This window comes from Candidatus Palibaumannia cicadellinicola (assembly GCF_000754265.1).
Taxonomy (GTDB): Bacteria; Pseudomonadota; Gammaproteobacteria; order Enterobacterales; family Enterobacteriaceae; genus Baumannia; species Baumannia cicadellinicola_B.
In genome coordinates, this window is the sequence record NZ_CP008985.1 from 104,433 (window position 1) to 125,188 (window position 20,756).

The following is a 20,756-nucleotide window of genomic DNA, read 5'->3' on the forward strand; positions in this document are numbered from 1 at the left end:
ATGACCGCTATCTCCGCTGTAAATGATGCACCACGCTATAATAGCCATTGGAGAAAATGGCTATTGATTAGTCTAGGCGCTCTAACCTCTATACTGCTGCTATTTATTCCAATGTTATATATCTTTTTTACCGCCTTATCTGAGGGCTTATCGGCCGTTTGGCTGAATATCATAGACAAAGATATGTTGCACGCAATCTGGCTGACAGTATTAGTAGCTCTTATTACGGTACCAGTCAATCTTATTTTTGGCATTTGCATGGCATGGTTGGTAACCCGCTTCCACTTTCGTGGTCGTCAGTTGTTACTAACGCTAATCGATGTACCGTTTGCAGTTTCGCCGGTAGTAGCAGGGTTACTCTATCTGTTATTCTATAGCACTAACAGTCCTATTGGTGTATGGCTAAATAACCATAATCTACAACTAATGTTCTCTTGGCCTGGTATGGCTATGGTAACTATTTTCGTAACCTGTCCGTTTGTGGTACGTGAGTTGGTACCGGTGATGCTAAGTCAGGGTAGACAGGAAGATGAAGCGGCTGTTTTGCTAGGAGCATCTGGCTCACAGATGTTTCATCGCGTCACTTTGCCAAACATTCGCTGGGCATTACTATATGGCTTAATTCTCACTAATGCTCGTGCAATTGGTGAGTTTGGAGCAGTTTCGGTGGTATCCGGCTCTATTCGCGGTGAGACATATACCTTACCGCTGCAAGTTGAATTACTACATCAGGATTACAATAATATAGGCGCTTTTACTGCCGCTGCATTGCTTACTTTGATGGCCATATTAACTTTATTTCTAAAGAGTGGCTTGCAATGGCGTCTCGCGCGCCATCAGGCAGAACTGCAACCTAGGAAATCATAATGAGTATTGCTATTGAGAATGTTAGTAAATTTTTTGAGCATACCAAAGTGTTGAACGATATCTCTTTGGATATCACGTCTGGTCAAATGGTCGCACTATTAGGGCCGTCTGGCTCGGGTAAAACAACATTACTCCGGATTATCGCTGGTCTAGAACACCACAATAGCGGTAGTCTACGTTTTGCTGGAAAAGATGTTAGCCAGGTGCATGCCCGTGATCGTCATGTTGGTTTTGTGTTTCAACATTACGCGTTATTCCGACATATGACTGTCGCAAATAATATTGCCTTTGGCCTTACCGTTTTACCACGTCGATCACGTCCGAGTGTCTCCGTTATTAAACAAAAGGTTACTCGTTTACTAGATATGGTGCAACTGGGACATTTAGCTAATCGCTATCCCGCACAGCTATCTGGCGGACAAAAACAACGTGTGGCGCTAGCGCGCGCCTTAGCGGTAGAGCCGGAGATTTTGTTACTAGATGAACCATTCGGTGCATTAGACGCCCAGGTACGTAAAGAGCTACGCCGTTGGCTGCGTCAGCTCCATGAAGAGTTGAAATTTACTAGCGTATTTGTAACGCATGATCAAGAAGAAGCAATGGAAGTCGCAGATCAGGTAGTAGTCATGAGCCAGGGTAATATCGAGCAGGTTGGTACACCACAGGCTGTCTGGCGTAATCCGGCTAGCCGCTTTGTCTTAGAGTTTCTGGGAGAAGTCAATCAATTAGAAGGTGAGATACGTAGTTCACAGCTATTTGTCGGCCCGCATCACTGGCCGCTAGATTATTCGACATCTATAGGTTACCAGGGAAAAGTTGATTTATTTCTACGACCTTGGGAAATGGAAGTCAGTGAACAGTTTAGTACCCGTTGTCCATTGCAAGTACAGATTGTTGATGTCAGCCCACGCGGATATTACTGGCAGTTGACCGTTCAGCCTTTAAGTGGGCATTCAGAAATGTTAACGGTGGTAATTCCTGGTGACGTACCTAACGTACCACAGCGAGGTACGAACCTCTATTTGGGTGGTCAGAATGCTAGATTATACGCAGGTAATAAAGCTTTGTGGCCAGTAACTTTAGCAAAAAGTGCTTGACTGACATTCTCTCGCTCTAGCGCATCATATTTTATGGCATGGTTAAAAGTGCTAATATTAAAGCTTAATAATCTTGCAAAGAGTCCATTATGGCTTATTTCTATTTGTTCATTGCCATTACTTCGGAAGTTATTGCTACCTCATCGCTAAAGGCATCTGCTGGTTTTACTAAATTATATCCCTCTATCGTTGTAGTTATGGGTTATACTATTTCATTTATAATGCTTTCACTAGTTTTACAAACACTACCAGTGGGCATTGCTTATGCTTGCTGGGCAGGGCTAGGTATTTTTTTTGTAACTATTGCGGGTTATTTTTTATATGGACAAAAGCTAGATATTTTTGCTATCAGCGGTATTAGCTTAATCATCGTAGGAGTGCTGGTAATTAATATATTCTCCGAAACAGCCCGTTCTAACTGTTAGAGATATTGCAAGCAAAAGTCTTTAGATTGAGAAATAAAATTCAGGTACCGTTTTATTTATTGAAACATTTTAAGTATAAAGGTAAATGACTAAATGAATCAGCATCAAGAACTCATAGATAAGAATAAAAAACAGGTAGCCTGGATAAATGAGGCAGACTGTATTGGCTGTACCAAATGCATGAAAGTATGTCCTGTCTACGCTATTATTGGTACGCGCCACGCCATACATACTGTCGTACGTGATCTTTGTACTGGCTGTGCTCGCTGTATTCAACCTTGTCCTACGGACTGTGTAGTCATGCGTTCTGTTAAAGTTATTAACATTAAGTAATAACTATGTGATGTAAACAAAGTAAAATATAAAGTTATTTTCACAGTCCCCACTCGACTACTTAAATAGTTTGACTTATGTATGTCATATCACTATTGCCACTTAAGTAAGCAATAATTTTTTTTACCCCGTTGCAAGAGCGTGTAACGTCTATATAGACGGTCTGCTTCGCGAAAAACGTACTCGGTCGAAACAAGTTTCTTACCATTAATTGCTATAGCATTGGAGGTAATCATTCTACGTGCCTGCCCGCGGGACGGCGCTAGTGAGGCAGCTACTAGTGCCTGCTGCAAATCAACGTTCTGTGTAATATTTACCATAGGTATTCCATCTTGTGCTAATTGGTTCAAGTCATGCTCAGTGAGATCGCTAAAGGCCCCGGTAAATAGGCTAGTGGTAATACGTTTTGCCGCCGTTAATCCATGCTCGCCATGTACCATACGAGTTACTTCTTCTGCTAGTATATATTGGGCGCGGTGCGCTTTATGACTTATGTTATCTTCCTCTTCCAGCGCTTTTATTTCAGCTAGCGATATAAAGGTAAAAAACTTGAGAAAACGATATACCTCGTTGTCAGAGGTATTAAGTAAAAATTGGTATAATTTGTATGGACTCGTCTTCTGGGGATCTAGCCACACCGCACCACCATGAGTTTTACCTAATTTAGTCCCATCAGACTTAGTCAGCAATGGCACTGTTAAACCATATACCGTGTTCTGATACATTCTCCTAGTAAGATCGATGCCCGAGATGATATTGCCCCATTGGTCTGAGCCTCCGATCTGTAGTACCACGCCATATTTTTGGTTTAGGCAGGCAAAGTCATACCCTTGCAATAGATTATAAGAGAATTCGGTAAATGAAATACCACTTTCGTATCGGTTAAGGCGCAGTTTGACTGCTTCTTTATTGATCATTTGGTTAACCGAAAAATGTTTACCTATATCGCGTAAAAACGTCAGCACATTCATAGCTCCAAACCAGTCATAGTTGTTGGCTACGATCGCGCTATTGTTGCCACTGTTGAAATCCAAGAATAGCGAGATATTATTTTTGATCTTTTCTGTCCAAAACTGCGCGGTCTCTATAGTATTCAACTTACGTTCAGTAGCTTTAAAGCTTGGATCTCCAATGAGACCAGTGGCACCACCAATTAGTACCACTGGTCGATGACCAGCTAGTTGAAAGCGTTTAAGACATAGCAAAGGTAGCAAATGTCCTAAATGCAAGCTATCATTGGTAGGATCAAAACCACAATAGAGTGAAATTGGTCCAGAGTTTAACCGGTTAGCTAAACCTTTATCGTCTGTAATCTTAGCAATCAAGTTTCGCTCATGCAATTGTTGTATTAAGTTACTACAGACCATCTCTTTCCTTATATAAAAGAGCTGTTATGGCGCCAGCCTGTCAATATGCCAGCCACTTTTTACGCGTTGGTAAATAAATCGATCATGTAATCGATGCGCGCCACCCTGCCAGAACTCCATGGTATCAATATTAATACGGTAGCCGCCCCAAAAACTTGGTAATGGTACTTTACCTTCCTGAAAATTTTGTTTCAATTCCTGGAAAGTACTTTCCAGGAATTCACGGGCTTCAAGCCTACTAGACTGTCGGGAAGCCCAGGTACCAATCTGGCTGTCTCGTGGACGACTGTAAAAGTAATGCATCACTTCGCTGAGCGATACTAGTTCGGCACTACCTAACACCATTACCTGTCGCTCCAAAGCATGCCAAGGAAAGTGCAAGCAGATACGTGGATTATACGTAAGATGTTGTGCTTTGCGACTACCTAGATTGGTGTAGAAGACCATTCCCTTAGTATCGAAGTGTTTTAGCAAAACTAAACGTTGATAAGGTTGTCCGGTTTTGTCTACGGTCGCGACACTAACGGCGGTGGTGTCAAACAATTGCGCTGTGCGGGCTTGTTGCAGCCATCGCTCAAATAGCTCCATAGGTTCTGCCGTTAAATCAGTACGACGTAACCCGCTCCGTGTATACTCTCGTCGCATCCGGGCGATATCAATCTTATTTTTATTCATTATCTAATGTCGTTATTGTATGCAAGCAGAGCTAAAGTAGTGTAGTACTATTATTTTTTTTATTAAAATAATAGTACTACATTTTTTATTTTTATCTGAGTCTTAGCATGTAGACTTACCATCAGTATTGGAAGCCAAAAAACTAATTATCTAATATAATTAGATGGTATGATATATACAAAACCGGCCTGAAGGAAGGTCGGTTTTTTTCTTATTGCGATAGCTAAGATTTATTATAAAGCTCGAGAATATTTTTCTCTAGTTTGGTAATCATATTACTTAATAAACGAATCTCCTCTTGGCTAATGCCATTTAGGATTTCGTCTCTGGTACCATCGATAACATCATTAACTTTTTTAATAATAGGTTCTGCTGCGTCCGTAAGTTTTATCCTCTTTGCGCGTCGATCGTTAGCGCAAGTCTGCCGGGTTATAAGTCCTTTTTCTTCTAATTGATCTAGCGTCCGTACTAAGGATGGCTGTTCGATACCGATAGCTTTTGCTAACTGAATCTGCGACTGTTCAGGAGGTAACTGACAAATATTATGCAAAGTTATCCAATGCGTTTGTGTGAGTTCTAAAGGTTTTAAGCGGTGGTCAATTAAAGCGCGCCAGACTCTAACAAGTCGCGCTAAGTCAGATCCTAATGGTGATTCCAATTTTCTCTCCTTATAATTTAAGCTAGTTAAGCTTACTCCCTCAATTATCCTCCTTCCTAATGGGTGAAGGAGCAAATGACAAAGAGATATACATACCAGTATATAAGCATCTTGCAGATACTGATGAAAAAGTAATTTTTCTGAATTATACTATAAATAGTATGTGATATTACAACATATGTTAAATAATATTTACAGACAATAAATCAATATTACCGTAGCTAGCATGGTAGACTGACACCTTCAAAAGGTATTCATAACTGTAACACTATTATTGCCATATACGTAGTTTATTGTTAATTTAAGTTTATCAAATAATATAAGTTATTATACCATGTGGTTTATTTATATTAAGCGTGATTCAAATATGATTGTAATCAGAATCAAAATTAACTTATTTATGATCGGCTATTACTCATAAATAAGTAACTCGCGATATAAGTGCAAGGCGTAGTAAAATTTGCCATAATTAGAACTAGATTCGCTAACAATTAAGAATAAGCATGGCCGAAAAAGACGAAGTAAACACCCTCCGTGCCCGTTTTCGTGGTTTTTATCCAGTTGTCATTGATGTGGAAACCGCTGGTTTTAATGCTGGTACCGATGCTTTACTAGAAATTGCAGCCATAACCATTAAAATGGACGATAAAGGTTGGTTAAAAGCTGACAAAACTCTACATTTTCATGTAGAACCATTTCCTGGTGCTATTTTACAACCCGAAGCACTCATCTTTAACGGTATTGATCCAGATAATCCCCTGCGCGGAGCGGTTACAGAACATGAAGCGTTACATGATATTTTTAGAATGGTACGTAAAGGTATTAAAGATCAAAAATGTCACCGGGCGATTCTTGTCGCGCACAATGCTGCTTTTGACCACGGTTTCCTGATGGCGGCTGCAGGTCGTACGAGTCTAAAGCGTAATCCTTTTCATCCATTTGCTACGTTTGATACAGCAGCTCTCAGCGGCTTAGTTCTTGGTCAGACAGTACTAGCAAAAGCTTGTATTACTGCAGGTATTGCTTTTAATAACAGTGAAGCACATTCCGCACTGTACGATACTGAGCGGACTGCAGAACTTTTCTGCGAGCTAGTCAACCGTTGGAAACGATTAGGTGGCTGGACAGATATTAGATCACTATCTAATATGATTAACAGCTGATTTGATTATTATATTATGGGTTATTTTGAGCCTGGCTATTGTATTTATCTACCGTCTTCTTAATCAGCGACTGTAGTTCGCCACGCTGATACATTTCAATGATGATGTCACAGCCGCCTATCAACTCACCGTCTATCCATAATTGAGGAAAAGTAGGCCATTGTGCCCATTTTGGTAGCGCAGCGCGGATATCAGGAGTGATCAAGACATCAATATAAGCAAAACGCTCGCCACAGGCTGATAGTGCTTGCACTGCCTGAGCTGAAAAACCACAGCTGGGTAATTTGGGTGAACCTTTCATATATAGAAGGATTGGGTTGTCTGTTATTTGTTGCTTGATTTTATCAATGATCTTCATCATAAGATGATTTCCTATTTTTTATTTACTATTTCTGATGATATTAACGTATTACTATTAATAGTAAATTTTTATATACCAGAATACTAAGTCAAATAATCCCAAAGAATTTGAAGCACATATCTAAATTAGATGAACGGAATTAGCTTAATCATAGACTACTATTTTACTATTTGTTGCATAGAGCTTCAAATTGTATTTTTGAGTTTGAATAGGTACTGATATTAACGGATTCTACGAAGATCAGTTTCTTCCCTTTCGCGTGCTATTAAAAATCTCTCCACTGTATCTACAGTAGCCTGCGTTTGCTGATCTATTTCGATATTTACTATCGCCTTGCTCAGCTTTTGACCTAGCGTTGTGCGGGTAATAGTTTCCGGAATTAAATTAAGGCAAAATATATGATCTGCGACTTCTCCTATTGTCAAACTAATACCATCTATACCAATATAATTTTTATAAAAAATATATTTTTTAAGCTTTTTATTAGCTAAGCTACACCAAACTTTACGGTTGTTCTCTGAAGAGGTAATTTTTATCAATTCTGCGGTGCCGATGATATGTCCGGACATCAAGTGACCACTTATTTCAGCATTAAGGCAAGCGGCTCGCTCAAGATTTATATTATCACCTACCTGTAAGGTGCCTAAATTAGTCTGTTTTAGTGTCTCTTTGATGAGATCGAAACTTACTAGGTTTCCGTTAATATGGGTTACTGTTAAGCAGCAACCATTGTGAGCTACCGATGCGCCGTTAGTTAGTCCTGGCAACAAATGATCTGGAAATTCGATTTGATGGGTGCGTAAATCATCTTTCTCTGTTATAGCGATAATGGGCGCGATACCCTGAACAATACCTGTAAACATACATTTACCTTTTATTCTAAGAATACTTCTCGAAATATTATTGAATTAGGAGTATATGATATTTTCCTTTCTATTCTTCTATTCTGACATATTATGATAAGTATGGGGTACTATATATCTGATTATTAGTATTACTGTTTATCTGATGTTAATATAAATATATACAAATACTATTGCCTCTTATAAGTAAGGGGGTTAATATTATTCTGTAACGTAGAAATAGTACTATGCGTCCGTAGCTCAGTTGGTGAGAGCACTATCTTGACATGGTAGGGGTCGGTGGTTCAAGTCCACTCGGACGCACCAAATTTCTTTTATGAGTTCCCTTCTTAAGGCCTTGCCTTGATTTTCGTACGACGCAACTAGCTCGAGTAGCGTCTTATGACCCTAAAATTTGAATAAGCAAAAGTAAACTTGCTGGGGTACCAGGATTCGAACCTGGGGATGCCGGAATCAGAATCCGGTGCCTTACCGCTTGGCTATACCCCAAAAAATTGTGGTGAGGGTAGGGTGGCTACGACGGGACTTGAACCTGTGACCCCAGCATTATGAGTGCTGTGCTCTAACCAGCTGAGCTACGTAGCCAAATTAGATTGGCTGGGATACCAGGATTTGAACCTGGGGTGGCGGGATCAAAACCCGCTGCCTTACCACTTGGCTATATCCCAATATATGGGATTGGATACGGGAGGCGAGACTTGAACTCGCAAACCTTACGGCGCCAGAACCTAAATCTGGTGCGTTTACCAATTTCGCCACTCCCGTATACTCTTATAATTATATGTAATGATACGTGAAAAGGCGCATTATGATGATTTGCTTAACTTCAGTCAATATCTTTTTCTCAAGATTCATGACCTTATGATATCTAATCATACCTGAACTACACTATATTATCTGGTATACTCAATTAGTCATAATTACTACTAATATTTATGTTGCTTATTAAGAAATATATAAACATGAGACATCATGAGGAATATCAACATGAGTAAAGCTCCAGCTTATTTAAATAACTTTATAATTAAGATTATTAACCAAGATCTAGCGTTAGGTAAGTATACTTCGGTGCATACTCGTTTTCCTCCTGAGCCCAATGGTTACTTACATATAGGACATGCTAAATCTATTTGCCTAAACTTTGGTCTTGCCGAAAATTATCAGGGGCAGTGTAATTTAAGATTTGATGATACTAATCCGGTCAAAGAATATATAGAATTCATTGAATCGATTAAAAACGACATACTCTGGTTGGGATTTAAATGGAGTGGTGACATTCATTATTCCTCAGACTATTTTGATCAATTATACGACTATGCACGAGAACTGATTAGTAAAAGCCTAGCCTACGTTGACCATCTATCTTCAGATGAAATACGCGAATATCGCGGCACTTTGACGAAACTCGGAATAAATAGTCCTTACCGCAATCGTAGTGTTGATGATAACTTGGTGCTGTTCGCAAAAATGCGTCGTGGAGAATTTATGGAAGGTAGTGCCTGCTTGCGGGCTAAGATTGATATGGAATCGCCGTTTATCGTGATGCGTGATCCAGTGCTCTATCGCATAAAATTTACTGATCATCACAGGACGGGAACCAAGTGGTGTATTTATCCTATGTACGATTTTAGCCATTGCATTTGTGATGCTCTGGAAGGAATCACGCATTCTTTATGCACCCTTGAATTTCAAGATAACCGCCGTCTTTATGATTGGATTCTTAATAACATTAGTATCGATGTCCACCCGCGCCAGTATGAGTTTTCTAGGCTTAATATCGAATATACAATAATGTCTAAACGTAAATTACATCTGCTTGTCAGCGACAATATTGTTGAATGCTGGGACGACCCGCGTATGCCCACCATTGCCGGTTTGCGACGTAGAGGCTATACTGCAGCATCAATTCGAGAATTTTGTCACCGTATCGGTGTTACAAAGCAGGATAATAATGTCCAAATCGCAGCTCTGGAAGCCTGCATTCGCGAAGAGTTGAATGAAAGCGCGCCGCGTATTATGGCTGTGATAGATCCAGTTAAAGTGATTATCGATAATTTGCCAGTCGGCTATCAGGAAAAAATAGCTATGCCGAACCATCCCAATAAACCAGAGATGGGTATACGTCAGGTGACTTTAAGCCGCGAAATATATATTGATCGTGCCGATTTTAGTGAAATTAATTATCAGAAGCAATATAAACGCCTGGTACTTGGTAAAGAAGTACGCCTACGTTATGCATATGTGATTAAAGCTGAGCGTGTTGAAAAAAATGAACAAGGTGAAATTGTTATTATTTATTGTCGTTATGATCCACATACTTTAAATAAAGTACCAGCCGATAACCGTAAAGTAAAAGGTGTAATTCACTGGGTTTCAGCTACCCACTGTATCGTAGCATCGTTCCGGCTATACGATAAGCTATTCACATTACCTAATCCAGTAACTGCAGAAGATTTTAGGGTAAACCTAAATCATAAATCGTTAGTTATTCGCCAAGGAGTCGTTGAAGCTAGCCTACTAACTACTAAAGTAGGGGAATCCTATCAGTTTGAGCGTGAGGGATATTTCTGTACTGATAGTCACCAATGTAGCCAATTTAGTAAATCGCGACTAGTTTTTAACCGTATTGTAAGACTGCGTGATACTTGGTTAGCAAAGGTTGAGCTCTGAGGTAGTAGTCAGTAAAATTAGTCTATATGCCACTCACATCGCACCTGCTTGACCCAACTTGTAACTCTATCAGTCGTTAATTCTGGTTGACGGTCTTCATCGATAGCTAAACCTATAAAGTGATCGTCATTAGCGAGTGCTTTCGAAGCTTGAAAATGATAGCTTGCGGTGGACCACGATCCAACTAGGGTGGCGCCATGTGGTTCGATAATATCGCGGAGGATGCCCAACGCGTCACAAAAGTACTCAGTATAATCTTCCTGGTCACCGCAGCCAAATAACGCGACTGATTTTCCTGAGAAATCTATTTTCTTCATAGTCGGCAAGAAATCGTCCCAGTCACATTGTGCTTCTCCGTAGTACCAAGTTGATATACCAAACAGCAGTAGCTCATACTGCTCTAAATCTTCTTGATTGCTTCTTGCAATGTCAAATAAATCAGCAATATCTGTACCAAACTGCTTCTGAATCATCTGAGCAACATTTTCTGTATTGCCAGTGTCACTACCAAAAAAAATACCTACTCGCGCCATGAATATAATAACCTCTTAATGTTTTGTAATTCATTCAAAATAGAAATACATAGATAATAGCTGCGCGCTAATACTATATCTATAGTATATATTTAACGATAAATGATACTATATGGCTGACTGTATCGTTGACGATTTTTTATTACCTCTAGTATCAATAATATATAGCAACTGTGATCAAAAGCTAAAATAAGACAGTTCCTAACCAAAATAGATAATATTGAACTTTAATTCATTAACCCGCAAGGTCAAAATGCTAATGGCTAATCATCATCCACGTGCTGGATATCCTACTAACCAGTGTGATTTAATTAATATAGGCCAATTAACTTCTCAGTATTATACACTTCAGCCAGAGTCGGGCAACAGTGCCCAAGCTATTAAGTTCGGTACGTCTGGACATCGTGGTACTGCAGGCCGCTATAGTTTCAACGAAGCTCATATTCTAGCGATTAGTCAAGCTATTGTAGAATACCGCACGAACCAAAAAATTACCGGACCTTGTTATATAGGTAAAGATACCCATGCGCTTTCAGAGCTAGCTTTTATTTCTGTCTTAGAAGTTCTGACAGCTAATAGAGTAGAAATTATAGTACAGAATGATAATGGTTATACCCCTACGCCGGTAATTTCTAACGCCATTATCACACATAACCGCATAGAGGATCATCAGGCCGACGGCCTCGTTCTAACACCATCGCACAACCCGCCAGAATATGGCGGTATCAAATATAATCCACCTCACGGTGGACCAGCAGATACCAAAGTTACACAAATGATAGAGAAGCGTGCCAACGTCCTACTAACTAATAACTTACGTGGTGTGCAACGCTTAACGTTCAATAAAGCCTGGCAGAGTGGTTATATCCACTTCCAGGATTTTGTGAATAGTTATGTCGAAAACTTGGCCAGCGTAGTCGATATCCAAGCTATTAAGAATGCTAGACTAAAAATTGGTGTCGATACTATTGGTGGCTCTGGTATCGCCTATTGGGAGCGTATTGCACAATATTATGAGTTAAATTTGACATTAGTTAACGCAGAAGTAGACCAAACATTTAGCTTTATGCACCTAGATTATGATGGTATAATTCGTATGGATTGCTCGTCAGCAGCTGCCATGACTGGTCTAATCATGTTGCGCGAACAATTCGATTTAGCGTTCGCTAACGATCCTGATTATGACCGGCATGGCATCGTGACACCAGCAGGATTAATGAATCCAAATCACTTTTTAGCAGTAGCTATTAATTATTTATACCAGCATAGACCACAGTGGAATACTGATGTAGGGGTGGGTAAAACCATAGTGTCAAGTACAATAATTAATCGAATTGTCGGAAGTCTTAGCCGCCGTCTAGTAGAAGTTCCAGTAGGTTTTAAGTGGTTTGTAAATGGATTATTCGATAGTATGCTTGGCTTTTGCGGTGAAGAAAGTGCTGGTGCTTCTTTTCTGAAGTTTAATGGTCAACCCTGGTCTACGGATAAAGATGGTATCATCATGTGCCTACTAGCTGCAGAAATCACTGCTGTTACTGGAAAAAATCCACAGCAGCATTATTATGAGCTAGTACAACGCTTTGGTATCACTAGTTATAATAGAATAGAAGTACCGGCTACCCATATGCAGAAAACTCTTCTAGGTCAACTATCGTCTGAACATATTAAAGTTAATACGCTAGCTGGTGATCTAATCACGGCACTCATGACCGCTGCCCCTGGCAATGGTGAACCTATCGGTGGCCTGAAAGTGATAACTAAAAACGGCTGGTTTGCTGCACGTCCGTCAGGTACTGAAGCAATGTACAAAATTTACTGCGAGAGCTTCTTGGGCGCATCACACAGAAAACAAATTGAAACAGAGGCACTAGAGGTTATTAGCAATATATTTGGGTAGTTTTACTCTTCTACCCCTGGATAGCTGTAGTCAAAGTATTTTCCGTAATTATACTATACGTTTTATGAATACTTCTCTGGTATGGTTGCGCAAAGATTTGCGTATACATGATAATAAGGCGTTATATGCAGCTTGTGAAGATCCTGTGGCTCGAGTATTAACCGTGTTTATCGCTACTCCTAAGCAATGGCATAAACATAATATGAGTCAACGTCAAGCTGCTTTTATTTTTGACCATTTGTACCAATTAGCCCAAGAGTTATTTCTACGGAGGATAGCACTTCACTATCATCAATGCGCAGACTTTGCTGAACAAATAGACTGGCTGTTGAATTTTTGTAAACGTGAAAAAGTTAACAAACTATTTTATAATTATGAGTATGAACTAAATGAACGTGAGCGCGACCAGGCACTAGAAAGACGGATGCCGAAACAAATATTGTGTCAAGGTTTCGATGATAGCGTTTTGCTACCTCCAGGCAGTGTCCAAACTAGAAATAAAGAAATGTTTCAAGTTTACACCTCATTTCGTAATGCTTTCCTACATAAATTACAGGAAAGCGAACTAGCATGTTTGCCGGCACCAGCTGTACGGCAGGGACAGCCAGTACCGGTTCCATCAAGGATCGTCCCATTCTCTTATCCACGTATGCAGCTAGGAGACAACTATTTAATTGGAGAAATAGCAAGTATGTCCCAGCTGCGCACCTTTTGTGATCAGAAAATTCAGTACTATCGTTACAACCGCGATATTCCAGCGGTAGATGCAACTAGCAGACTATCGGCCTGGTTAACGATTGGAGTCTTGTCTCCACGACAATGTTATCAGAAGTTACGGGAGAGATACCCGCTGGTACTGACGCAAAATAAAAGTGGCGCTTTTATCTGGTTAAATCAACTAATATGGCGTGATTTTTATCGTCATATGATGGTTGCTTACCCTAGTCTATGTAGACATCAACCTTTTATATCCTGGACTCAGTACATTACCTGGCAACAGGACGACGTACTCTTTAGTGCCTGGTGCGAGGGGCGCACTGGTTATCCGATTATCGACGCAGCAATGCGACAATTAGCGGTAAGCGGATGGATCAATAATAGGTTACGTATGATTACCGCTAGCTTTCTAGTAAAAGATCTTTTAATAGACTGGCGTCAGGGAGAGCGCTATTTTATGTCACAACTAATCGACGGTGATTTCGCCTCTAATAATGGCGGATGGCAGTGGGTAGCATCGACTGGTTTTGATGCCGCGCCCTATTTTCGTATATTTAATCCTACGCTTCAGGGTAAATTATTTGATACTCACGGTACTTTTATCCGACAATGGCTACCAGAGCTAAAGGTGGTACCAGATAACTATTTACATCAACCTCACAATTGGCTAAAAGCACAAAACATTACATTAAATTATCCACAGCCCATAGTAGATCATAGTAAAGCACGTAAACTAACACTAACAGTTTATAAAGCGGCTGCTAAGGTACGAAAGTGAGAAGTCAAAACGAGATAATTATCTATGCGCAACACAGAACTAGAACAGATCATTAATAAGAAACTTAACAGTGAATTACTACATGATTATGCACCTAATGGCCTACAAGTTGAGGGTTGTCGGGATGTGAAACGTATTGTCACAGGCGTTACAGCCTGCCAGAAGTTACTAGACGCAGCGCTAGCACAGCAGGCTGACGCCGTCATTGTACACCATGGATACTTTTGGAAAAATGAATCATTAGTTATCAATGGTATGAAACGTCAGCGTCTAAAAACTTTGCTGGCAAACAATATTAATCTCTATGCATGGCATCTTCCGCTAGATGTCCACTCAGAATTAGGCAATAATGCTCAGTTAGCGGTAAAACTTGGAATCACAGTAACCGGTATGTTACTATCACCTTTAGTACCGCAAGGAGAGTTTGCTATACCACTCAATAGCAATCTACTCCACCAGAGGCTCGAACAAACTATGGCGCGTACCGTGCTGCATTATAGTGAAAATGCTCCAATAAATATCAAGCGGTTGGCGTGGTGCTCTGGTGGAGGTCAGGAGTTTATAGAGTTGGCTGCGCGCGCAGGTATGAATGCTTTTATCAGCGGTGAAGTATCTGAGCAAACTATTCATATAGCCCGAGAAATGGGGCTGCATTTTTATGCAGCTGGACATCATGCTACCGAACTAGGAGGTATTAACGCCCTAGGCGAATGGTTAGCTAAAGAATATGATTTAAATATTACTTTAATCGATATTACTAATCCGGTTTGATTTTAATATAGTCATCATACGATTGCTTTCTATCCGTTAACCTTAGAACTTCAAGTCCTGCTCTATAGTTTGATAATAATCAAGATAAACATTCTATTAAAAATAAATCATTTGATTTTAGTTAATATTAGCAGCACTATGCTTTTAACTTCCATAAAATACATATACCGCTCAACTAAAACTAGTCAGAAATATACGCAATTATGCATCAGTAGTATACTTAATTAGTATTAAACTTGCTGAGCTATGTTCCAAGACGCCGGGTGAATGCAAAATAGGCATTATGCCTGGCAGTATTCATCAGCCAGGTCGAGTAGGCATAGTTTCTCGTTTAGGTAGCCTAACCTACGAAGCGGTTATACAAACTAACGATACTAGTCTAGGCCAGTCTAGTGGTGTCGGTAACTTTTTGAACAAGATCAGCAGAAAATTAAAAATCACATGCATGACCAAACCAGTTGAAGGTAAGCGTATGGGTCACATGGGTGCCATTATTACAGGAGGTCAAGGCACTGCACTGCTGCTGCAGACAAATTATCTATGCTAGAAGCTGTAGGTATCAAGACAGTACGCAACCTAGCTGATATTGGCAAGGTACTGAACAGTACCCTATCTAATAAAAATACTCGCTGAAAGTTTCATTTTGATTCGGACCGTTACACGCTAAAAAATATTTACTTTCGCTACTACGAAGCCCATTCACAACAACATATCTCTTGCGTATAGTAAGTATAGTGTTTTTTGCTTTCCTTAGATGATAAAATCATATATACAGATCGTAAAAACTAGTCATAGCGAATAAAATTCAGATCAATAAGTAGGTTAGGGTATAGTGGCAGCGTGGTCGATTATTTATCCGCGGCTCGTCTGATTTTATTTAACACAGATAGATATTTTTCAAGTCTGTCTCTATCTGTAGCAAACTAAAGTCTATTGTAATCGCGGAGTTCAAGCAGTGATTAATATTAATCTTTTTGCTTTTTTTCTTACCGCTAGTTTTCTAGTGAAATTAATATTGTTAGTTTTGATATGCTTTTCTATCACATCCTGGGCTATTATCATCCAGCGTACCTGTATAATTAACACCGCCTACCGCGAAATGGAAGCATTTGAAGATAAATTCTGGTCTGGTATCGAATTATCTCGACTTTATCAAGAGAGTGAAGTACGTAGCGATAATCTAGGCAGCTCAGAACAAATTTTCTACGCGGGATTTAAGGAGTTTGCCCGGCTTCATAGTGCTAAACACCGATTCCCCACTGCAGTAGTGGAGGGCGCATCGCGTGCCATGCGCATCTCGATGAATCGAGAACTAGAAGCTCTAGAAAAAAATCTTTCATTTTTGGGAAATGTAGGTTCTATAAGCCCCTATATTGGTCTATTAGGTACAGTTTGGGGGATCATGCATGCCTTTATTGGCTTAGGAGCGGTAAAACAAGCTACACTACAGATGGTAGCACCAAGTATTGCAGAAGCGCTAATTGCAACAGCTATTGGTCTGTTCGTCGCTATTCCGGCGGTCATGGCATTCAACCGACTAAGCCAGCGTGTCAATGAGCTTGAACAGAACTACGATAACTTTACTGAAGAATTAATTACCATATTGTCTCGTCAGGCTTTTACTAGCAATAGCACTTAAAACTAAGATAAGGAATATGAAGATCAATAGAAGACGGGTACGCAGAGAAATTAACGTTGATATTAATCTTGTACCTCTCCTCGATGTTTTGTTGGTACTAGTGTTAGTTTTGATGGCTACAGTGCCGATGATAACACAAAGCGTTGAAGTAAATTTGCCTGAGGCAACTAACTCCAAGACCATGACTAGCGATGATATTCCGCCCGTTATTGTGGAGGTTAATGGTGTTAACCAATATAATTTAGTTATTGCTCATACTCGTAAAAAACAACAGTCCGCTAAACAGGTAATTTTAGAGGTACAAACTCTAATCACTACTAATCCTAAAACTATTTTTTTGATAGGCGGAGCGAAGGAAGTTCCTTATGATGAAATAATTAAGGCGCTAAACTTATTACATCAGGCTGGTGTCAAATCTGTTGGATTGATGACACAACCGAGTATGACTACTGTTAGTTCTTAAAGCGAGCTTTTTATTAGTTTGAGAATAAACTGTATTGAATATTATAACACAAAATAACAAATTACAACCTGCTATTCTTCTGTCGATTACGCTACACGGCATTCTAATCGTGGCGCTGATCTGGAGTTCTCTTTATCAACCGCCAGAAACTAACTGCGGTCTCGTGGCTATGAAAGCGATATTAGTTGAACCGAAACAAGTAGTGCAGCAACATCATGAAAAAGATAAACAAGTACAGCAGCAAGTCGAGCGGCAAAAACCAATCGCAAAAAAAAGAATAACCAAACAGATGCGTTACCAGCAAAAAACATTTAAAGATGTAATAGGAAAAGGCTCAGAAAAAACAGAGCATTCTACCATAGATAAGAAAAATCACTTGAATAAAAAAGGTACTCATGAGGCGGCTAAACAATCTCTTGAGGTAGAGAATCTACTAGATGATCTAACAAACGCTAAAAATGTGTCTACGTTTAGCAAACCAAATAAGGTCAATAAGACTAGTCATAGCAATGTAGATAATCTACTAGATGATCTAATAAACGCTAAAAATATGCCTACGTTTAGCAAACCAAATAAGGTCAATAAGACTAGTCATAGCGATGTTGATATCAATGCTTATAAAACTATGGTTAGTCAGGCAATCAGCAAAAAATTTTATGATACAGGTCGTTTCAGCGGGAAAACTTGTGATCTACATATTAATCTGGCATCAGATGGCATGCTAATTTCTATTACAACCAGCAAAGGTGATCCTGAGTTGTGCCAAGCTGCCGTGTTAGCAGCAAAACTTGCAAGGCTTCCTAAGCCTCCTACCATGCAGGTCTATGAAAGAGTTAAAACTGCTACTATTGTATTTTCACCTCAGTAAATGAGATTAGCGTTTGTTTGGGAGAATGAATGAAGCAAACCTTTCTAGTAGCGTTAAGTATCTTCCTTTTATGGTCTTCCGTACTATATGCTGAAGTACGTATCGAGATAACTAAAGGGGTAGATTCGGCACGCCCTATTGGTGTAGTGCCGTTTAAATGGTGCGGTCTAGGCCCTGCGCCGGAAGATATAAGTGGGATTATTTCAGATGACTTGCGTCATAGCGGAAAATTTAATCCCATAGCAAAATCACGTATGCCACAACAGCCTACTATATCCTCAGAAGTAATAGCACAAGCATGGATGGCTCTTGGGATTGATGTGGTAATAGTGGGGCAAGTAGAGCCTAGTGCAGATGATAACTATGTGGTGTATTATCAGCTGATGGATACATCGGGGAACACCGGGGTAATACTATCGCAAAATCATTACAAGGTAGCAAAAAGATGGCTGCGTTATGCCGCGCATACGGCTAGCGATGAAATTTTTGAGAAACTTACTGGGATAAAAGGAGTGTTTCGTACACGTATTGCTTACGTAGTACATATAAATGGCGAATGTACGTATCCTTATGAGCTACGTATCGCAGATTATGACGGGCACTATCAGACCTTAGTACATCGTTCCTCAGAGCCGCTGATGTCACCTGCCTGGTTTCCAAATGGCCACAAGTTGGCTTACGTTACATTTGAAAACGGCTGTTCCTCGTTAGTAATACAGACGTTGGAGAGTGGAGTTATCCGTCAAATTACTAGCTTCCCGCAACATAATGGTGCCCCTGCTTTCTCACCAGATGGCAGCAAACTCGCATTTGCCTTATCAAAAACAGGTAGTCTTAACTTATATGTTATGGATCTTACTTCCGGTCAGATTAATCAGGTAACGGATGGACGTAGTAATAACACTGAACCAAGCTGGTTCCCAGATAACCATACCATTGCGTATACATCAGATCAAGGTGGTAATCCACAAGTATATAAAATCGATCTTAATGGAGGTCATGCGCAACGCTTATCCTGGGAAGGATCAAAGAATCAGGATGCAAATGTTAGTACTGATGGTAAATTTATCGTTATGGTCAACAGCAATAATAACGGTGTACAACATATCGCAAAACTGAATCTAGTGACCGGAGACGTGCAAGTATTAACAGATACTTTTCTAGATGAGACGCCTAGCATAGCTCCCAATGGAACCATGATTATTTATAGTTATAGTGCTTCACAAGCATTAGGTTCTTTTTTACAGCTAGTATCGACTGATGGAAGTTTTAAAGCACGTATTTTAGCAACCGATGGACTAGTTACATGTCCGGCCTGGTCACCATATCTATAATATATGTCAAGTAAAATAAGTATCTAAATGATAAAAGGAATCTGAAATGCAACGAGAACAATTACTAAAAACAATTCTTTTTTCTGTATGGATCATCATCCTAGCTGGATGTTCTGATCATTATAAAGCTCATCAAAATTTAGAAAAATCTCGAGCAGAGACTGGGGATGAGCGGAAAATTAAGAATCATAATACATCCTATGATGAGCAATATTATTTACAAATACCAGAATTCCTACAAAACAACATCATTTATTTCGCTCTAGATAAGTACGATATTAACTTGAATTTCGTTAAAATGTTAGATGGACACGCAAACTTTTTACGTAGCAACCCATCTGAAAAAGTTACTATAGAAGGTCATGCAGATGAACGTGGTACACCGGAGTACAATATTGTTTTGGGAGAACGTCGCGCTAATGCGGTAAAGATGTATCTTCAAAGTAAAGGCGTATTACCAGAACAAATCATGATTTTATCTTACGGTAAAGCAAAACCAGCTGTATTTGGTCACTACGAAGCTGCATATGCCAAAAACCGTCGTGCTATACTAGTATACTCACTTAGATCATAATACATAATATGAGTATTCATTTAATCGGTTTTATATTACTGATACTAATGAGCGTAACTCCTTCCAGATCTACTGCAGTTATGGCACCAGTAAGTGATATAGGCTCGAGATCTAAAAACCTAGTAGTGCAACTAGAGCAGATTTCTAATGTGCACAGCCAGCTATTAAACCAACTTCAGCAGCAGCTTGCTGAGAACCAGCACGATATCGATGTTCTTCGCGGTCAGATTCAGGAAAATGAATATAAGTTAGATCATCTTAGCATTCAATGTAGAGATTATCTTCCGGTGAAGAGTAGTAGTAATGCTGACACAGATTATAACGCCGCTGTCGCTTTTGTTTTACATAATCAATCGTATGATCTAGCGTATCATGCCTTCCAAAGTTTTATCAAAAATTATCCTGATTCTAATTATTTACCTAATGCTAACTATTGGCTAGGACAGCTTAATTATAATCATAGTAGAAAAGAAGAAGCGGCATATTATTTTGCCCTGGTTATGAAAAATTCTCCTATGTCGCCGAAAGCACCGGATGCTCTACTAAAAATAGGCGTGATAATGCAAGATCAAGGTAAAAAAGATAACGCTAAAGCAGTTTATCATAACGTCTGTAAACTCTATCCGAGCACTGACGCTGCTAAGCAGGCGCAAAAATATCTAGCAAAACTGTAACCTAAACCAATGCTAGCGTGATAGTAGAT

At 39.7% G+C, this 20,756-nt stretch carries 20 protein-coding genes, 5 tRNA genes and 2 pseudogenes; 17 read left to right on the forward strand and 10 right to left on the reverse strand.

Features of this window, described 5'->3' with window-relative positions:
• The 4 genes and pseudogenes from cysW to IM45_RS00460 form a co-directional block, all read left to right on the forward strand.
• Entirely contained in the window at positions 1–867 is an 867-nt protein-coding gene (gene cysW / locus IM45_RS00445) for a sulfate/thiosulfate ABC transporter permease CysW (protein ID WP_038497873.1), read from the forward strand.
• Complete coding sequence (gene cysA, locus IM45_RS00450) at positions 867–1,964, forward strand: sulfate/thiosulfate ABC transporter ATP-binding protein CysA (RefSeq protein WP_038497877.1); 1,098 nt, start codon at positions 867–869, stop codon at positions 1,962–1,964. The genes cysW and cysA overlap by 1 nt, the downstream gene beginning before the upstream one ends.
• Positions 1,965–2,053: 89 nt before the next feature.
• Positions 2,054–2,389 (forward strand): DMT family transporter, encoded by a 336-nt coding sequence (locus tag IM45_RS00455; RefSeq protein ID WP_038497880.1) that lies wholly within the window; start codon positions 2,054–2,056, stop codon positions 2,387–2,389.
• A 126-nt stretch (positions 2,390–2,515) separates the two neighbouring features.
• A pseudogene (locus IM45_RS00460) lies at positions 2,516–2,701 on the forward strand (RnfABCDGE type electron transport complex subunit B); the annotation flags it as partial.
• Positions 2,702–2,814: 113 nt separating this feature from the next.
• Here the strand turns inward: IM45_RS00460 and tyrS are convergent.
• The 3 genes from tyrS to slyA all read right to left on the reverse strand — a co-directional run bounded on the left by tyrS (position 2,815) and on the right by slyA (position 5,422).
• Positions 2,815–4,089, reverse strand: coding sequence for a tyrosine--tRNA ligase (gene tyrS, locus IM45_RS00465; protein ID WP_038497884.1), 1,275 nt, complete (start codon positions 4,087–4,089; stop codon positions 2,815–2,817).
• Between the two features lie 24 nt (positions 4,090–4,113).
• Positions 4,114–4,764 carry a pyridoxamine 5'-phosphate oxidase gene (gene pdxH / locus IM45_RS00470; protein ID WP_038497887.1) on the reverse strand — a complete coding sequence of 217 codons (651 nt, stop codon included), beginning with the start codon at positions 4,762–4,764 and terminating at the stop codon, positions 4,114–4,116.
• 223 nt (positions 4,765–4,987) lie between these two features.
• Positions 4,988–5,422 (reverse strand): transcriptional regulator SlyA, encoded by a 435-nt coding sequence (gene slyA / locus IM45_RS00475; protein ID WP_038497890.1) that lies wholly within the window; start codon positions 5,420–5,422, stop codon positions 4,988–4,990.
• A gap of 503 nt (positions 5,423–5,925) precedes the next feature.
• On the opposite strand from slyA, the gene rnt reads away from it, so the two are divergent.
• Positions 5,926–6,585 carry a ribonuclease T gene (gene rnt / locus IM45_RS00480; protein WP_038497893.1) on the forward strand — a complete coding sequence of 220 codons (660 nt, stop codon included), beginning with the start codon at positions 5,926–5,928 and terminating at the stop codon, positions 6,583–6,585.
• 13 nt (positions 6,586–6,598) lie between these two features.
• Here the strand turns inward: rnt and IM45_RS00485 are convergent, their stop codons facing one another.
• On the reverse strand, positions 6,599–6,943 hold the full coding sequence (locus IM45_RS00485) for a Grx4 family monothiol glutaredoxin (RefSeq protein ID WP_038499451.1): 345 nt from the start codon (positions 6,941–6,943) through the stop codon (positions 6,599–6,601).
• A gap of 224 nt (positions 6,944–7,167) precedes the next feature.
• Complete coding sequence (locus IM45_RS00490) at positions 7,168–7,809, reverse strand: riboflavin synthase (RefSeq protein ID WP_038497895.1); 642 nt, start codon at positions 7,807–7,809, stop codon at positions 7,168–7,170.
• Between the two features lie 229 nt (positions 7,810–8,038).
• Between IM45_RS00490 and IM45_RS00495 the strand changes: the two genes are divergently transcribed.
• Positions 8,039–8,115 (forward strand) — tRNA-Val (locus IM45_RS00495).
• A 111-nt stretch (positions 8,116–8,226) separates the two neighbouring features.
• Here the strand turns inward: IM45_RS00495 and IM45_RS00500 are convergent.
• The 4 genes from IM45_RS00500 to IM45_RS00515 all read right to left on the reverse strand — a co-directional run bounded on the left by IM45_RS00500 (position 8,227) and on the right by IM45_RS00515 (position 8,574).
• Positions 8,227–8,298 (reverse strand) — tRNA-Gln (locus tag IM45_RS00500).
• A gap of 22 nt (positions 8,299–8,320) precedes the next feature.
• Positions 8,321–8,394: transfer RNA gene (locus IM45_RS00505), tRNA-Met, on the reverse strand.
• 9 nt (positions 8,395–8,403) lie between these two features.
• Positions 8,404–8,477: transfer RNA gene (locus IM45_RS00510), tRNA-Gln, on the reverse strand.
• 15 nt (positions 8,478–8,492) lie between these two features.
• Positions 8,493–8,574, reverse strand: a tRNA-Leu gene (locus IM45_RS00515).
• 222 nt (positions 8,575–8,796) lie between these two features.
• Between IM45_RS00515 and glnS the strand changes: the two genes are divergently transcribed.
• Positions 8,797–10,479: a glutamine--tRNA ligase gene (glnS, locus tag IM45_RS00520; RefSeq protein WP_038497898.1), complete on the forward strand. Its 1,683-nt coding sequence runs from the start codon at positions 8,797–8,799 to the stop codon at positions 10,477–10,479.
• 17 nt (positions 10,480–10,496) lie between these two features.
• On the opposite strand, the gene fldA is transcribed toward glnS, so the two are convergent.
• Entirely contained in the window at positions 10,497–11,012 is a 516-nt protein-coding gene (gene fldA / locus IM45_RS00525; RefSeq protein WP_038497901.1) for a flavodoxin FldA, read from the reverse strand.
• A gap of 259 nt (positions 11,013–11,271) precedes the next feature.
• Here fldA and pgm point away from each other — a divergent pair, with 259 nt between their 5' ends.
• From pgm to ybgF, 10 genes and pseudogenes are all read left to right on the forward strand, one after another.
• The gene (pgm, locus tag IM45_RS00530; protein WP_038499454.1) at positions 11,272–12,909 is read left to right on the forward strand and encodes a phosphoglucomutase (alpha-D-glucose-1,6-bisphosphate-dependent); all 1,638 of its coding nucleotides are present in this window, start codon (positions 11,272–11,274) and stop codon (positions 12,907–12,909) included.
• Between the two features lie 64 nt (positions 12,910–12,973).
• Positions 12,974–14,404: a deoxyribodipyrimidine photo-lyase gene (gene phrB, locus IM45_RS00535; RefSeq protein WP_038499457.1), complete on the forward strand. Its 1,431-nt coding sequence runs from the start codon at positions 12,974–12,976 to the stop codon at positions 14,402–14,404.
• A gap of 24 nt (positions 14,405–14,428) precedes the next feature.
• On the forward strand, positions 14,429–15,175 hold the full coding sequence (locus IM45_RS00540; RefSeq protein ID WP_038497904.1) for a Nif3-like dinuclear metal center hexameric protein: 747 nt from the start codon (positions 14,429–14,431) through the stop codon (positions 15,173–15,175).
• Between the two features lie 256 nt (positions 15,176–15,431).
• Positions 15,432–15,808 (forward strand): annotated as a pseudogene (locus IM45_RS00545) (succinate--CoA ligase subunit alpha); the annotation flags it as partial.
• A 331-nt stretch (positions 15,809–16,139) separates the two neighbouring features.
• On the forward strand, positions 16,140–16,814 hold the full coding sequence (tolQ, locus tag IM45_RS00550) for a Tol-Pal system protein TolQ (protein ID WP_420021806.1): 675 nt from the start codon (positions 16,140–16,142) through the stop codon (positions 16,812–16,814).
• Positions 16,815–16,830: 16 nt separating this feature from the next.
• A complete protein-coding gene (gene tolR, locus IM45_RS00555) occupies positions 16,831–17,277 on the forward strand; it encodes a colicin uptake protein TolR (RefSeq protein WP_038497911.1) in 447 nt (148 codons plus the stop codon).
• A 34-nt stretch (positions 17,278–17,311) separates the two neighbouring features.
• Complete coding sequence (tolA, locus tag IM45_RS00560; RefSeq protein WP_038497916.1) at positions 17,312–18,145, forward strand: cell envelope integrity protein TolA; 834 nt, start codon at positions 17,312–17,314, stop codon at positions 18,143–18,145.
• A 29-nt stretch (positions 18,146–18,174) separates the two neighbouring features.
• Entirely contained in the window at positions 18,175–19,479 is a 1,305-nt protein-coding gene (gene tolB / locus IM45_RS00565; protein ID WP_038497919.1) for a Tol-Pal system beta propeller repeat protein TolB, read from the forward strand.
• A 46-nt stretch (positions 19,480–19,525) separates the two neighbouring features.
• Positions 19,526–20,053 carry a peptidoglycan-associated lipoprotein Pal gene (gene pal, locus IM45_RS00570; protein ID WP_038497923.1) on the forward strand — a complete coding sequence of 176 codons (528 nt, stop codon included), beginning with the start codon at positions 19,526–19,528 and terminating at the stop codon, positions 20,051–20,053.
• The gene (gene ybgF / locus IM45_RS00575) at positions 20,050–20,727 is read left to right on the forward strand and encodes a tol-pal system protein YbgF (protein WP_038497928.1); all 678 of its coding nucleotides are present in this window, start codon (positions 20,050–20,052) and stop codon (positions 20,725–20,727) included. The genes pal and ybgF overlap by 4 nt, the downstream gene beginning before the upstream one ends.
• Positions 20,728–20,756 lie beyond the last annotated feature (29 nt).

Excerpts from the sequence above, each read along its gene's own strand:
- cysW (WP_038497873.1), top strand. The coding sequence starts at position 1 with ATGACCGCTATCTCCGCTGTAAATGATGCACCACGCTATAATAGCCAT.
- cysA (WP_038497877.1), top strand. The coding sequence starts at position 867 with ATGAGTATTGCTATTGAGAATGTTAGTAAATTTTTTGAGCATACCAAA.
- IM45_RS00455 (WP_038497880.1), top strand. The coding sequence starts at position 2,054 with ATGGCTTATTTCTATTTGTTCATTGCCATTACTTCGGAAGTTATTGCT.
- tyrS (WP_038497884.1), bottom strand. The coding sequence starts at position 4,089 with ATGGTCTGTAGTAACTTAATACAACAATTGCATGAGCGAAACTTGATT.
- pdxH (WP_038497887.1), bottom strand. The coding sequence starts at position 4,764 with ATGAATAAAAATAAGATTGATATCGCCCGGATGCGACGAGAGTATACA.
- rnt (WP_038497893.1), top strand. The coding sequence starts at position 5,926 with ATGGCCGAAAAAGACGAAGTAAACACCCTCCGTGCCCGTTTTCGTGGT.
- IM45_RS00485 (WP_038499451.1), bottom strand. The coding sequence starts at position 6,943 with ATGAAGATCATTGATAAAATCAAGCAACAAATAACAGACAACCCAATC.
- IM45_RS00490 (WP_038497895.1), bottom strand. The coding sequence starts at position 7,809 with ATGTTTACAGGTATTGTTCAGGGTATCGCGCCCATTATCGCTATAACA.
- glnS (WP_038497898.1), top strand. The coding sequence starts at position 8,797 with ATGAGTAAAGCTCCAGCTTATTTAAATAACTTTATAATTAAGATTATT.
- fldA (WP_038497901.1), bottom strand. The coding sequence starts at position 11,012 with ATGGCGCGAGTAGGTATTTTTTTTGGTAGTGACACTGGCAATACAGAA.
- pgm (WP_038499454.1), top strand. The coding sequence starts at position 11,272 with ATGGCTAATCATCATCCACGTGCTGGATATCCTACTAACCAGTGTGAT.
- phrB (WP_038499457.1), top strand. The coding sequence starts at position 12,974 with ATGAATACTTCTCTGGTATGGTTGCGCAAAGATTTGCGTATACATGAT.
- IM45_RS00540 (WP_038497904.1), top strand. The coding sequence starts at position 14,429 with ATGCGCAACACAGAACTAGAACAGATCATTAATAAGAAACTTAACAGT.
- tolR (WP_038497911.1), top strand. The coding sequence starts at position 16,831 with ATGAAGATCAATAGAAGACGGGTACGCAGAGAAATTAACGTTGATATT.
- tolB (WP_038497919.1), top strand. The coding sequence starts at position 18,175 with ATGAAGCAAACCTTTCTAGTAGCGTTAAGTATCTTCCTTTTATGGTCT.
- pal (WP_038497923.1), top strand. The coding sequence starts at position 19,526 with ATGCAACGAGAACAATTACTAAAAACAATTCTTTTTTCTGTATGGATC.